The organism is Pseudidiomarina tainanensis (assembly GCF_004214835.1).
Lineage (GTDB): Bacteria > Pseudomonadota > Gammaproteobacteria > Enterobacterales > Alteromonadaceae > Pseudidiomarina > Pseudidiomarina tainanensis.
Genome location: NZ_PIQJ01000001.1, coordinates 287638 through 301004, shown reverse-complemented (window position 1 = coordinate 301004; position 13367 = coordinate 287638). Strand labels below are relative to the sequence as shown.

Sequence of the window (13367 nt, the reverse complement as noted above, 5' to 3'; positions counted from 1 at the left end):
AATTACATGAAGCAAGATTTTTATCAACAGCTTGAAACGCAACTCGAAGAGCTGAAAAACGAAGGTTTATACAAAAACGAACGCATTATTCTTGGCGACCAAGACGCTGAAATTGAAGTGGGTGACGGCGAGTCCGTATTAAACTTTTGTGCGAATAACTACCTCGGTTTAGCCAACAATGCTGAGCTGATTAAAGCTGCGAAGCAAGGCTTGGATGAACATGGTTTTGGTACGGCATCGGTCCGTTTCATTTGTGGTACACAAGATATTCATAAAACTCTAGAAGCGAAACTGAGTAACTTTTTAGGTACTGAAGATACCATTTTGTACTCGTCATGTTTTGATGCCAACGGTGGCCTTTTTGAAACATTAATGGGCCCTGAAGACGCGATTATCAGTGACGAGCTTAACCATGCCTCGATTATCGATGGCATTCGCTTAAGCAAAGCCAAGCGTTATCGTTACAAAAATAACGACATGGCAGACTTAGAAGCGCAACTCAAACAAGCGAAAGCCGACGGCGCACGTAATATTTTGGTGGCGACCGACGGTGTGTTCTCAATGGATGGTGTGATTGCGAACTTAAACGGCATTTGCGATTTAGCAGACGAATACGGCGCTTTGGTGATGATGGATGATTGTCACGCGACTGGTTTCTTGGGCGAAAACGGTAAAGGTACACACGAGTACTGCAACGTATTAGGTCGCGTCGATATCATTACCGGTACTTTAGGTAAGGCACTAGGTGGCGCATCAGGCGGTTATACCTCTGGTAAAAAACCAGTGATTGATTGGTTACGTCAGCGTTCACGCCCATACCTATTCTCAAACTCAGTTGCCCCAGCCATTGTACAAGCGTCGATTCGCGTACTTGAAATGTTGGAAAACGGCCATGATCTTCGTCAAAAACTTTGGGATAACGCTAACTACTTCCGCAGCGAAATGACCAAAGCTGGGTTCACTTTGAGTGGTGCTGACCACGCCATTATTCCAGTAATGATTGGTGATGCCCGCTTGGCTTCAGAAATGGCTGACCGTATGTTGAAAGAAGGCATTTATGTGGTTGGTTTCTCATTCCCAGTAGTGCCGCGTGGCAAAGCGCGTATCCGTACGCAAATGTCTGCAGCGCACACTCGTGAGCAACTCGATCGTGCCATTGACGCATTCACGCGCATTGGTAAAGATCTCGGCATTATTTAATCGTCTTTTTAAAAGGCTGAAGGGAACGATTTATGAAAGCATTGGCGAAATTGCACGCTGAACCTGGTATTTGGATGACCGACGTTGAGAAGCCGGAATACGGCTACAACGATTTGCTTATCCGCATTAAGAAAACCGCCATTTGTGGCACCGACGTACACATCTATAAGTGGGACGAATGGTCACAAAAAACGATTCCGGTACCGATGGTTGTCGGTCACGAATATGTTGGCGTGGTTGAGGCTATGGGTGAAGGTGTTCGCGGCTTCAACAAAGGTGACCGGGTTTCGGGCGAAGGCCATATCACGTGTGGTCACTGCCGCAACTGCCGTGCTGGACGCCGTCACTTGTGTCGCAACACCGTCGGTGTAGGTGTAAATCGCCCTGGCGCGTTTGCCGAGTACTTAGTGATTCCTGCCGAGAACGCATTCAAATTGCCGGATGATATTAGCGATGATTTAGCTGCAATTTTTGATCCGTTCGGTAATGCCGTACATACCGCACTTGCTTTCGATTTAGTCGGTGAAGACGTGTTAATAACTGGTGCTGGTCCAATTGGAATTATGGCCGCAGCCGTGGCTCGTCACGTTGGTGCGCGCCACGTTGTGATTACCGACGTGAACGAATACCGTCTCGACCTCGCCAAGAAAATGGGTGCTACCCGTGCGGTTGATGTGAGCAAAGAGAGTCTTAAAGACGTGATGAATGAGCTCGGCATGAAAGAAGGCTTTGATGTTGGTCTTGAAATGTCTGGCGTTCCTTCAGCGTTTGCGCAAATGCTTGAGACCATGAATCATGGCGGCAAGATCGCCATGCTTGGTATCCCGCCAACCAGCGTTGCTATTGATTGGAACCAAGTGATTTTCAAAGGGTTGGTGATCAAAGGTATTTATGGTCGCGAAATGTTTGAAACCTGGTACAAAATGGCCAGCTTGCTACAATCGGGGCTCGACCTCTCACCCATTTTGACGCACAGTATGCCAGTGGACGATTTCCAGAAAGGGTTTGATATCATGACGTCAGGTCAGTCTGGGAAAGTTGTTTTAGACTGGAGCTAAGGCACTCAATCAAGGATTAGAACATGGCAGATTTTAAACGTATTAACACGCTAACAGCGCATGAATTATGGAATTCCAAAACGGCGCGGTTTGTGGATATCCGCGATGAGCGCTCATATGCTGCAGCGCATATTCCTGGTTCGATGCGTTTAACTGACGCCAATGTTCAGCAGTTTCTTGACGATTTAGACGACCATGACCAGGTGGTGGTCGTCTGCTATCACGGCAACAGTAGCCAAGGCGCGGCACAATACCTCGCCCACCAAGGGGTCGAGTCGGTTAGTAGCCTAGATGGCGGCATGACGGCTTGGGCTCAAGCGTTTCCTGAGGCGGTGGAGCGTAGTTAGATGAAAAAATTACTGACCACGCGCAATGCCGACGAAATGGCTATGTTGTACGCCTACTTGCAACGCCATAACGTACCGGTAACGGTCAGTGAACATGGCGATGAATTGGAGCTTTGGTTAACGGTATCCAGTTATCACGCGCATGCGAAAGCTCTTATTCAAGCGTTCAAAGAGAATCCGCAAGAAGCGGTAGCGGAAGTGCTCCAAGATATTCAAGAGCACTCAAAAGTAGAGGCACCACCAAGCTTTTTTCAGCAGTTGCTGCAACAGGCCGGATGGTTTACTACCGGCTATGCCGCAGTGGTTATCTTAACCTTTATTGGTTTATTAACCCCGTTGGCCGAACCGATTCTTGGGGCGTTTCTATTTAATCCAGATAGTTACGAAGCCATGCCATGGACACAACCGTGGCGCTTTTTCACCCCAGCCTTATTGCACTTTAGTGTGTTGCATATTGTTTTTAACGTATTCTGGTGGTGGTATCTTGGCGGCCGCTTTGAGCGTTATTACGGCAGCAAATGGCTGATTCTAGCGTTCCTGTTTTGCGCCCTTGCCTCAAACACCTCGCAATTTATTGAAAGCGGCCCTTATTTTGGTGGTCTCTCGGGCGTGGTGTATGGCTTGTTTGGTATTGCCACGGTCGTTGGATGGAAGAATCCAAGACACCCGTTATTTTTGCCCAATAGCCTGATTATCTTCATGTTAGTGTGGCTAGTGATTGGCTACACCGGCCTATTGTGGGTGAACATTGCCAACACCGCGCACACCGCTGGCTTGATTGCTGGCCTGTTAGTCGGAGCCGGTATCCGTGCCTTGACTGTTTATGGGCAGAAGTGACGTTCATGGATGTTGCTGTGAAAACCGAATTTGATTTTCCAATTATTCGCCATCATCAAAAAGCTGATTGGCTGTTAGCAAACTCGGCGACATTGCCCGAAAGCGCTGCGCTTCAAGCTTGGCTACTTGACCCCAACTCGCTCACCGCAAAACTGAAGCAGCATTGCGCAAACTTTGAAGTGCGCGTGATAGGCCAGCAACCTGGCACCATTCGCAGCGACGAAGCACGGTGGCTCGGTGATGATGAACATGCTGCCATACGCGAAGTCTTACTTTGCTGTGATGGCAAGCCCTGGGTATTTGCTCGCAGTGTATTTCCGCAACGCGCACTAGATGAACAAGCATTACAACTCGGTCAGCTTGGCAATAACCCATTGGGTGCGCATTTATTTGCACAGCCCGACCTAGAACGTGGCGCCATCGAAGTTGCCAAGTTTTCCCCAGACTCACCGATTGGCCGGTTGAACCAACAGTTAGGTTATCCGGCGCAGCAACTTTGGGGACGCCGTAGTTGTTTTAAAGCTGCCGGACAAAAGGTTTTAGTTGCTGAGGTTTTCATTGGCGAGTCGATTCCCGCCAAGCTCGCAAATGAGGACATACAGTCATGATCAAAGCTGGTCAGTTTATTAGTGCATGCTGGCGTTTGATGCGCGCCGATCGCCCGATTGGTAGCCTGTTGCTCGGCTGGCCGACACTCGTTGCGCTACTAATTGCTGGTGACGGCAATCCACCGCTACGCACCGTAGTACTATTTATGTTAGGTGTGTTCGTGATGCGCTCCGCCGGTTGTGTGATCAACGATTACGCGGATCGCAATATAGACGGTCATGTGAATCGAACGAAATTACGTCCGCTTGCCACCGGCGAGCTTAAACCATGGCATGCACTTGCTCTATTTGGTCTGCTGATACTGATTGCATTTGTGATTGTTCTGCAATTTAACCAGGCCACTATTTTGATGAGTTTTGCCGCTGCCGGCGTCGCCACTTTATATCCGTTTTGCAAACGCTTTACCCAGTTACCTCAAGTGGTGTTGGGTATCGCTTTTAGCTTTGGGGTCTTAATGCCATTTACCGCGTTAGACCAAGGGCTGCCACTGATTGCTTGGATACTGTTTGTTGCCAATATCGCTTGGACTGTGGCATACGACACTGAGTACGCGATGGCTGACCGTGCTGATGATCTTAAAATTGGCGTGAAATCGACTGCGATTTTGTTTGGTGGGCACGACAAGTTTGCTATTGCTGTGCTGCAACTCATCACGCTGGCACTGCTTGGATGGCTGGGTTACTTATTGTTGTTTGGCTGGGTTTACTGGGCCGGCTTAGCCGTGATTGTCTTACTATTTATCTGGCAACACTACCTGATTTGGTATCGTGAGCCTGGGCGTTGCTTTCAAGCATTTTTGCACAACAACAACGTGGGTTGGGTATTAGCTCTCGCTGTTGCTGCGCATTATTGGTTTTAATAGGTTTAAGGCCGAGCGGATTAACGTTCAGCCTTCACCAACTGTTGCACTGATTGACGAATGGTTTGTAGAACCGCAGGTTCAAGCAACAAATCAACGGCGTCGCTGAGTTCGCCGACGCGCTGATCGGCCATCATTTCGCCGGAATCAATCACACTAAAGTAACCTTCAGATTTCAGCGTACCAATGAGTGTGCTGAGTACCTTTTTATCGAAGAACTCCGGCGCATTCACCCCATGAATCGAGCTCAACCGCTCAGCGAGCTGTACTGAATGTTGCTCCAAATCGCTGCGCGAAATAGGCTGTGCTTGCTGGAGTAATTCCAACACTATGGCATAGCGTTGCGCGGTTTCACTTGAACTGCGCGCCAACAGCACTAACTGTGAATACGCACGTGAGTCACGTTTGGCGACCGCATAAACCCCCTCGCCAGCTTCGGTTAACAACCCACACTGCACATATTGCTCAAGTAACGCATTAACCCAAAGTGTCATGTCCTCGGCGTTGTGGCTAATAAACAGTTCATTTTGCAACAACGGATGTAACTCGGTTAATAACTTGCCCGCAGCTTCAGCAGTAAAGCGTTTATGACCAAGCGCAAAGGCCGCTAATAATGCTGGAACAATCACCATATGCATAATATTGTTGCGATAATAAGTCATGGCGATGGCAGTGGAGCCATCGAGACGAATCAACTCGCCAATACCATCCGCTTCAACAATAAACTTGTCGTGCTTCTTCGCCAATTGCCACAGCTGTTCACCGTCTTCTTCTGGCACATAGGCATCTTTACTGTAGGGCACTTCACGCATAATGCGTGTGTACAGGTTGAGCTGGCTCACCAGCTCTTCGCGAGTCAGCGCATGGTGCTCCGAGCTCAGAATGGCTAGCGCACATAAGTTCACACTGTTAAACGCAGCGGCATTGTTTATTCTGCACATGATCTGGTCGGCAAGTAGGTTAACCGTCGGCGTCAGCCATTTCGGACGTTCCGGCTCTTCAGCCCCGGTCGTGATTGAATCACGCCAGTTCGGTTGCAGTTTTTCAAGCGCTTCGCCAAGATTAATCGGTTCGCCGAAGCTTACATAGCCTTGTCCGAAATTACGCAAATGCCGCAGACTGCTCAGCACCTGCCACATCGATTCCTTCTCTTTCGATTTACCTTTTAGTTCTTTGAGGTAGGTGCCGACTTCCATCACGTGCTCGTAGCCCAAGTAAACTGGTACCAGCGACATCGGACGTTGTTGACCGCGGAGCATACCTTGTACCGTCATTGCGATCATACCGGTTTTCGGTGGTAACAAACGACCGGTACGACTACGCCCGCCCTCGGTAAAGTACTCTACCGGGTAACCTTTTTGGAATAATCGGTTTAAATATTCACGAAAAACCGTCGAATAAAGCTTGTTGCCACGGAAACTGCGACGGATGAAAAACGCGCCGCCCCGGCGGAACAGCGGCCCGGCTGGAAAAAAGTCGAGATTAACACCAGCCGCAATATGCGGTGGGACTAAACCTTCTTTATAAATCACGTAGCTTAATAACAAGTAGTCCATATGCGAGCGATGACACGGAACATAAACAATTTCGTGCCCCGCTTCGGCAAGCTCGCGAATACGCTCACCACCTTCAATGTGAATCCCGTTATAAATTCGGCTCCAACACCAGGTCATAAATCGATCGAGCAAGCGGACTAAGGTGTCACTGTAACTTGCGGCAATTTCATGAAGATACTTTTCTGCAGTTTTACGTGCTTGCGGAACAGAGATTTTTTTACTGCGGGCTTCATCTGCAATGGCTTGCTGTAGCGCAGGTGTATCCAATAAATCTTGAATAACCACCGCACGCTCAGTCATTTTCGGTCCGGCTACAGCATGGCGTAAGCGCACAAAATGAACACGCGCGACGCGCGCCAGTTTATGCGCTAAGCGTTGCGTAGACCCGTGCTGTTCTGCCATGTCACGTAACTGCACTGGTGAACTCGCGCGAATTAAAATATGACGACCCGAAAACATCGTCAGCCAAAATTTACGCCAGTGACCCGGGTTATCAATATCGGCGACCATGGTATGACCTTGGCGCGCTTCTTGGCCAGGTTTGCGCCCCCAAAATAACCCGATTGGAACCACTTTCACGTTCAGTTGCTGATCTTGCTGATGGGCTGCAATTAGCTTTTCAAAATCCTCAATCGCTTTTTCGGCCGAACCATGGTCGGTTTGATCCAAAAACATCACCCGAGCCAACTGCTGACCATTAATCAGCAAGTCTTCGGTTGGATCAGGTAAGCCTGCCTGCTTCAACGCACGCTGTGCCACCAACATGTCGGTGTTCGACGTTGAGCGCATGACATATACCACATTATTGTCGCCAACAATCTGCGCTGTCGCGTCATCAAGAATTGTTTCAAAGCGCGTTAACCAGCGTACTGGCCAATACATTATGCCGCGCCAAAAGCCTTTCAGACTCATGCAATATCCCCACAAAATACAAACGTATAAAGCATACCACTGTTGCTTGAATTTGTCTGAATGAAAAAATTTTGCACAAAAAAGTTGCGAAACCAAAACACCTGTATATACTCACAGTATCACTGTATAGATAAACAGGTATTCACATGCGACCATTAACGCCACGACAGCAGCAGATTCTGAGTCTCATCAAAGACAATATTGATGCGACAGGAATGCCACCAACACGCGCTGAAATTGCGCAGCGCCTTGGCTTCAAATCAGCGAATGCTGCTGAAGAACATCTGAAAGCGCTTGCGAAGAAAGGTGTGATTGAAATGATGCCGGGTATGTCGCGCGGCATTCGTCTCATCGGTGTCGAGGACGAAGATGTACCTGAAGGGCTGCCTCTTATAGGTCAGGTCGCTGCTGGCGAACCCATTTTGGCGCAAGAGCACATTGAGAGCCACTATCAGGTTGACCAAAACCTGTTCAAACCGCACGCCGACTTCTTACTGCGCGTTAACGGTATGAGCATGAAAGATATCGGTATTTTGGACGGCGATTTGCTTGCTGTTCACAAAACACATGAAGCACGCAACGGACAGATTGTTGTGGCTCGCGTTGAAGATGACGTCACTGTGAAACGCTTTGAGCGTCGCGGCAACATGATTCTGTTGCACCCAGAGAATGACGAGTTTTCACCTATTCAAGTCGATCTCACTCACCAGTACTTCACCATAGAAGGGTTAGCTGTTGGTGTGATCCGTAACGGAGCATGGTTATGAGAAATCAATTTGGCAATCAATTTAATGAATCAGCATTCGATATTTGGTCGGGTGCACCAGAGCTTTCTGCCAGTCAAACTGATTTGGAAAGTGTGTTACCGCGTTTGCATGCTTTATCGCTACGCACTCATCAATGGGTGACCGTTATCGGCGCACGCCGTGAAGTGATTGAGCAACTCGTGGCAGCAGGTATTAGCCGAACTCGGATTCGCTGGGTTCACGGTCGCAATCAAGATGAACGTGAATGGGCAACTGAACAGGCGTTACTAGCGGGTACCAGCAGCTTGGTATTGAGCTGGTTAGGTGAAATGTCACCACGCATGCAACAGCGTCTAAAAATGGCTAGTAAAGTCAGCCATACACACAGTTTTGTGTTTAACGATTTACCTTCACTTCCCCCACTCCACTAATCCTGCTTGTGAAGGTTGTCAGTTGAGGGCTGCAGTGCAGCCCTTTTTTTATACTTGAATGTAAAAATTATTCGAAATGGCGGTTTCTTTTTCACCAGAAAATGGTATTTTGAATGTGCATTAACTGCTAACACAATAAACAATAATAAACTTTGATACATAACAACAAAGGGTTAGTGGGGAAAGCGATTTTCTTTTGAAATGCTGTTCCTTTTTCTACTCACCTCGTTGTTCTTCAGGCTCGCACTTCGGTGTATTCGTGGGAAAACCACGTCGGAAGAATGAGAGGAGATGTCGCGTGAGTACTAGACTCATCACTGCGCTACTAGCGAGTATTCCACTTGCTGCTAGTGCGCAATCGCAGTTGAATCTGACTCAAGGTGTTACCGAGATCAGTCAACGCGTGTACGACCTACACATGACAATTTTTTATATTTGCTGTGTGATAGGTGTCATTGTTTTCGGTGCTATGTTTGTTTCGATGATTTTGCACCGCAAATCGAAAGGCCACAAACCTGCTACGTTTCATGAGAACGTTAAAGTAGAAATTCTGTGGACCGTTATTCCATTTTTGATTCTGGTCGGTATGGCCATTCCAGCTACCAAGACACTGTTTGCGATGGAAGACGCGTCTGAAGCTGAGGTGACTGTTCTCGTAACCGGCTCACAGTGGAAATGGCACTACAAATATTTCGACCGTGATGTTGAATATTTTAGTTTACTTGCAACCCGCCAAGATCAAATCAACAACCGTCTAGAGAAAGGCGAAAACTATCTGTTGGAAGTTGACCGTCCATTGGTTCTACCAACCGATACAAAAGTTCGCTTCTTAGTCACTTCAGACGACGTTATCCACTCCTGGTGGGTTCCTGATTTTGCGGTGAAGAAAGACGCGAACCCAGGCTTTATCAACGAGGCTTGGACGAAAATCGACGAACCCGGCATCTATCGCGGCCAGTGTGCTGAACTGTGTGGTAAAGACCATGGCTTTATGCCAGTTGTCGTTATCGCCAAAGAGCCTGCTGAATTCGAGGCTTGGATCAGCGAACAAGAAGCCATCGCTAAAGCCGCCAAAGAAGAAGAGCAACGTTTACTTTCAATGTCGATGAGCAAAGACGAGCTTATGGAATTGGGTGAGCGCGTCTATCTTGGTAGCTGCGCGGCATGTCACCAGCCTAACGGTGAAGGCATTCCTGGCGTATTCCCGAGCTTGAAAGGCACTGCGATGGTGATGAACGACAAACCTGGTCACATCAACATCGTCGTTAATGGTAAAGCTGGCACAGCCATGCAGGCCTTTGGTAATCAGTTAAGCTTGCGTGAACTTGCGGCCGTTATCACCTATGAGCGTAATGCTTGGGGTAATAATACTGGCGACCTGATTCAGGCCGCTGACGTTAATGAATATTTGAATAAGTAAGGGAGACCCGATATGAGCACAGTTGCTGGCGAGATGGATCATCACGATCATCACCATCACGCGCCATCGGGTATTACCCGTTGGTTATTCACAACGAACCACAAAGACATTGGTTCAATGTACTTATGGTTCAGTTTTATTATGTTTTTGGTTGGCGGTTCCATGGCGATGGTCATTCGCGCCGAGCTCTTCCAACCTGGTTTACAACTTGTCGACCCGCACTTCTTTAACCAGATGACGACTGTACATGGTCTGATTATGGTGTTCGGTGCGGTTATGCCTGCATTTACTGGCCTTGCAAACTGGATGGTACCAATGATGATTGGTGCGCCAGATATGGCATTGCCGCGTATGAACAACTGGAGTTTTTGGATTCTTCCATTCGCGTTTGCAATCCTCTTAGCTTCATTGTTTATGGAAGGCGGTGGCCCAGCATTCGGCTGGACGTTCTACGCGCCACTTTCAACCACCTACAGTAGCGATTCCACGGCGTTATTCGTGTTCTCAGTACACATCATGGGTATTTCGTCGATTATGGGCGCAATTAACGTGATCGTGACCATTATGAACATGCGTGCGCCGGGTATGACCTATATGAAGATGCCGTTGTTTGTGTGGACATGGTTCATTACTGCATTCTTATTGATTGCGGTCATGCCAGTACTTGCTGGTGCGGTGACCATGGTGTTAACAGATAAGTACTTCAGTACTAGCTTCTTCGATGCAGCTGGTGGTGGCGATCCAGTGTTGTTCCAGCATATTTTCTGGTTCTTCGGTCACCCTGAAGTGTACATCATGATTTTGCCGTCATTCGGTATTGTCTCGGCGATTATCCCTGCATTTTCTCGTAAGAAACTATTTGGTTACTCGTCGATGGTCTACGCAACCGCAGCAATTGCGGGCTTGAGCTTCCTCGTTTGGGCACACCATATGTTTACAACGGGTATGCCGGTAGCCGCGGAAATCTTCTTCATGTACGCCACCATGCTTATCTCGGTGCCAACCGGTGTGAAAGTGTTTAACTGGGTTGCGACCATGTGGCGTGGGTCTATCAGCTTTGAAACCCCAATGCTGTTCGCGTTAGCATTTGTGATCTTGTTTACCATCGGTGGATTCTCTGGCTTGATGCTTGCGATTACGCCAGTAGACTTCCAGTATCACGATACCTATTTCGTAGTGGCTCACTTCCACTACGTATTGGTGAGCGGAGCCATCTTCTCGATTATGGCAGCAGCATATTACTGGTTACCGAAGTGGACTGGTCACATGTACGACGAAACGTTAGCGAAGTGGCATTTCTGGTGCTCGCTAATTTCCGTGAACGTGCTGTTCTTCCCAATGCACTTCGCAGGTCTTGCTGGTATGCCACGCCGTATTCCAGACTACTCGCTACAGTTCGCTGATATTAACCAAATCGTTAGTATTGGTGGCTTTGCATTTGGTTTATCGCAGCTGATTTTCCTAGCTGTGGTCATCAAATGTGTTCGCGGTGGTGAGAAAGCACCTGCCAAACCATGGGATGGAGCAGAAGGTCTCGAGTGGACAGTACCGTCACCGGCGCCATACCACACCTTTGAAACACCACCTGAGGTGAAGTAGTCATGACGACCAATAGCCCAACACCAAACCCAGCACCGCGCGCAGATAATGCGCGCGTTGTGCGACGCTTATTGTTTGTCGTTGTCGGCATGTTTGGTTTCGGCTTTGCACTGGTGCCGTTGTATGAAGTGTTCTGCGATATTACCGGATTCAACGGCCGCACCAAAAATGAGCAGGCCGCTGCAAACGTTCGTAGCGTAGATACTTCGCGCACCATCAATGTGCAATTTATTACTCGGGTAAATAAAGGAATGCCTTGGGGTTTTGAACCGGAAGTGAAATCTGTTCGAGTTCATCCAGGCGAAACCAAAGTCGTCAACTTTTTGGCAAGTAATCCCACCGGACAAAACATGGTAGCTCAAGCAATCCCCTCTGTTGCACCCGGCGAAGCGGGGTTATATCTGAACAAAACCGAATGTTTTTGTTTTAACCAGCAGCCTTTAGCTGCCGGTGCAGATACCAAAATGCCAATGCAGTTTTATTTAGACCCAGACATTCCTGACCACATACACACGTTGACTTTGTCATACACCATGTACGATATGACAGCCAATGCTCAACCGGACGTGCTTGCTTCATTTGATGCAGCAACGTCGGCAGACTGAGGATTCGTTTTATGGCACAACAACATGAAAAATATTACGTACCAGCGTCAAGTCCTTGGCCCATTGTTGGGGCCGTAGGTTTAGGGCTCATCGCTTTTGGTGCGGGTCACACCGTTATTGATATGAAAAATGAAGTAACCGACGGCTGGGGCGCAAATGTTCTATTTGGCGGCATTGCCGTACTCATTGTGATGTTATTTGGTTGGTTCCGCGACCAAATCAATGAATCAATGTCGGGCTTATATAGCAATCAGCTTGGCCACTCTTACCGCCAAGGTATGAGTTGGTTTATTTTCTCAGAAATTATGTTCTTCGCCGCATTCTTTGGCGCTTTGTTTTATGCTCGCGTGATTGCCGTCGAATGGCTTGGTGGCGCCAGCAATAATGCGATGACCAATGAAGTATTGTGGCCGGCATTTGAAGCACATTGGCCCTTAACGCAAACGCCAGGCGGCACCGAATCGGGTGCGATGGGTTGGATGGGTTTACCACTCTACAACACGATCATCTTAATCGTTTCGAGTGTGACCTGTCATTTTGCGCATGTTGGGTTAGAGAAGAATAATCGTAAGCAACTGACGTTGTTCTTAGGTATCACCATTATTTTGGGTTGTATCTTCTTGTACTTGCAAGGCGCCGAATATGTGCATGCTTATGAAGAACTTGGGTTAACACTCGACTCCGGTATTTACGGGAACACCTTCTACATGCTCACCGGCTTCCACGGTATGCATGTAACCTTAGGTACCTTGATGTTGATCATCATGTTCTTGCGCGTTATCAAAGGACACTTCACGCCAGACAATCACTTCGCCTTCCAAGCAACCAGCTGGTATTGGCACTTTGTTGACGTCGTTTGGGTGTGTCTATTTATATTTGTGTACGTTTTATAACGTTAACATCACTGGAGTAACTAACGCCGTACTGGCTCACCACGTCAGTACGGCCGCGGATTTGGCACCAACACACCGGATGCCAGTAGTACCACGATCAACACAATCGCAATTGCTGAAAACAGCACGCGCTGACCTAAGTATTTTGTCATTGATGGCTTGGTCGGGTCGTTACGCAACATCGCAAATAGAGCGCGAAACAAATTAACGACCATAAATAACATGAGTAGTACCAATATGATTTTTGCAGTAATGACCATCACAGTTTCCTATCAAAAAGTTTCTGGCAGGGCTT

Annotated in this window: 14 protein-coding genes; 12 read left to right on the top strand and 2 right to left on the bottom strand. The window is 48.0% G+C overall.

Going from position 1 to position 13367, the window contains the following annotated elements; translation table 11 throughout:
• Positions 1–6 precede the first annotated feature (6 nt).
• From CWI82_RS01540 to ubiA, 6 genes are read left to right on the top strand one after another with little or no spacing between them, the layout of a single operon-like run.
• Positions 7–1200, top strand: coding sequence for a glycine C-acetyltransferase (locus tag CWI82_RS01540; protein WP_092857688.1), 1194 nt, complete (start codon positions 7–9; stop codon positions 1198–1200).
• 32 nt (positions 1201–1232) lie between these two features.
• Positions 1233–2258 carry an L-threonine 3-dehydrogenase gene (gene tdh, locus CWI82_RS01535; protein WP_130202444.1) on the top strand — a complete coding sequence of 342 codons (1026 nt, stop codon included), beginning with the start codon at positions 1233–1235 and terminating at the stop codon, positions 2256–2258.
• Between the two features lie 23 nt (positions 2259–2281).
• Complete coding sequence (glpE, locus tag CWI82_RS01530) at positions 2282–2605, top strand: thiosulfate sulfurtransferase GlpE (RefSeq protein ID WP_092857692.1); 324 nt, start codon at positions 2282–2284, stop codon at positions 2603–2605.
• On the top strand, positions 2606–3442 hold the full coding sequence (locus CWI82_RS01525; protein ID WP_130202443.1) for a rhomboid family intramembrane serine protease: 837 nt from the start codon (positions 2606–2608) through the stop codon (positions 3440–3442).
• Between the two features lie 5 nt (positions 3443–3447).
• Positions 3448–4050, top strand: coding sequence for a chorismate--pyruvate lyase family protein (locus CWI82_RS01520; protein WP_130202442.1), 603 nt, complete (start codon positions 3448–3450; stop codon positions 4048–4050).
• Positions 4047–4910, top strand: a complete 864-nt coding sequence (gene ubiA / locus CWI82_RS01515) for a 4-hydroxybenzoate octaprenyltransferase (RefSeq protein ID WP_130202441.1) — start codon at positions 4047–4049, stop codon at positions 4908–4910. The genes CWI82_RS01520 and ubiA overlap by 4 nt, the downstream gene beginning before the upstream one ends.
• Before the next feature lie 20 nt (positions 4911–4930).
• Here the strand turns inward: ubiA and plsB are convergent, their stop codons facing one another.
• A complete protein-coding gene (gene plsB / locus CWI82_RS01510) occupies positions 4931–7378 on the bottom strand; it encodes a glycerol-3-phosphate 1-O-acyltransferase PlsB (RefSeq protein ID WP_130202440.1) in 2448 nt (815 codons plus the stop codon).
• Positions 7379–7524: 146 nt separating this feature from the next.
• On the opposite strand from plsB, the gene lexA reads away from it, so the two are divergent.
• From lexA to CWI82_RS01480, 6 genes are all read left to right on the top strand, one after another.
• Positions 7525–8145, top strand: coding sequence for a transcriptional repressor LexA (gene lexA, locus CWI82_RS01505; protein ID WP_130202439.1), 621 nt, complete (start codon positions 7525–7527; stop codon positions 8143–8145).
• A complete protein-coding gene (locus CWI82_RS01500) occupies positions 8142–8555 on the top strand; it encodes a hypothetical protein (RefSeq protein ID WP_092857704.1) in 414 nt (137 codons plus the stop codon). The genes lexA and CWI82_RS01500 overlap by 4 nt, the downstream gene beginning before the upstream one ends.
• A 298-nt stretch (positions 8556–8853) precedes the next feature.
• Positions 8854–9975, top strand: coding sequence for a cytochrome c oxidase subunit II (coxB, locus tag CWI82_RS01495; protein WP_092857706.1), 1122 nt, complete (start codon positions 8854–8856; stop codon positions 9973–9975).
• A gap of 12 nt (positions 9976–9987) precedes the next feature.
• Positions 9988–11574 carry a cytochrome c oxidase subunit I gene (gene ctaD / locus CWI82_RS01490; protein WP_130202438.1) on the top strand — a complete coding sequence of 529 codons (1587 nt, stop codon included), beginning with the start codon at positions 9988–9990 and terminating at the stop codon, positions 11572–11574.
• Positions 11575–11576: 2 nt separating this feature from the next.
• Positions 11577–12179: a cytochrome c oxidase assembly protein gene (locus CWI82_RS01485; protein ID WP_092857708.1), complete on the top strand. Its 603-nt coding sequence runs from the start codon at positions 11577–11579 to the stop codon at positions 12177–12179.
• Between the two features lie 11 nt (positions 12180–12190).
• Positions 12191–13072 carry a cytochrome c oxidase subunit 3 gene (locus CWI82_RS01480; RefSeq protein ID WP_092857709.1) on the top strand — a complete coding sequence of 294 codons (882 nt, stop codon included), beginning with the start codon at positions 12191–12193 and terminating at the stop codon, positions 13070–13072.
• A 44-nt stretch (positions 13073–13116) separates the two neighbouring features.
• On the opposite strand, the gene CWI82_RS01475 is transcribed toward CWI82_RS01480, so the two are convergent.
• Entirely contained in the window at positions 13117–13332 is a 216-nt protein-coding gene (locus tag CWI82_RS01475; RefSeq protein WP_130202437.1) for a DUF2909 domain-containing protein, read from the bottom strand.
• Between the last annotated feature and the right edge of the window lie 35 nt (positions 13333–13367).

What these genes read in the sequence shown, in the direction of transcription:
- CWI82_RS01540 (WP_092857688.1), top strand. Translation starts at nt 7, where the DNA reads ATGAAGCAAGATTTTTATCAACAGCTTGAAACGCAACTCGAAGAGCTG.
- tdh (WP_130202444.1), top strand. Translation starts at nt 1,233, where the DNA reads ATGAAAGCATTGGCGAAATTGCACGCTGAACCTGGTATTTGGATGACC.
- glpE (WP_092857692.1), top strand. Translation starts at nt 2,282, where the DNA reads ATGGCAGATTTTAAACGTATTAACACGCTAACAGCGCATGAATTATGG.
- CWI82_RS01525 (WP_130202443.1), top strand. Translation starts at nt 2,606, where the DNA reads ATGAAAAAATTACTGACCACGCGCAATGCCGACGAAATGGCTATGTTG.
- CWI82_RS01520 (WP_130202442.1), top strand. Translation starts at nt 3,448, where the DNA reads ATGGATGTTGCTGTGAAAACCGAATTTGATTTTCCAATTATTCGCCAT.
- ubiA (WP_130202441.1), top strand. Translation starts at nt 4,047, where the DNA reads ATGATCAAAGCTGGTCAGTTTATTAGTGCATGCTGGCGTTTGATGCGC.
- plsB (WP_130202440.1), bottom strand. Translation starts at nt 7,378, where the DNA reads ATGAGTCTGAAAGGCTTTTGGCGCGGCATAATGTATTGGCCAGTACGC.
- lexA (WP_130202439.1), top strand. Translation starts at nt 7,525, where the DNA reads ATGCGACCATTAACGCCACGACAGCAGCAGATTCTGAGTCTCATCAAA.
- CWI82_RS01500 (WP_092857704.1), top strand. Translation starts at nt 8,142, where the DNA reads ATGAGAAATCAATTTGGCAATCAATTTAATGAATCAGCATTCGATATT.
- ctaD (WP_130202438.1), top strand. Translation starts at nt 9,988, where the DNA reads ATGAGCACAGTTGCTGGCGAGATGGATCATCACGATCATCACCATCAC.
- CWI82_RS01485 (WP_092857708.1), top strand. Translation starts at nt 11,577, where the DNA reads ATGACGACCAATAGCCCAACACCAAACCCAGCACCGCGCGCAGATAAT.
- CWI82_RS01480 (WP_092857709.1), top strand. Translation starts at nt 12,191, where the DNA reads ATGGCACAACAACATGAAAAATATTACGTACCAGCGTCAAGTCCTTGG.
- CWI82_RS01475 (WP_130202437.1), bottom strand. Translation starts at nt 13,332, where the DNA reads ATGGTCATTACTGCAAAAATCATATTGGTACTACTCATGTTATTTATG.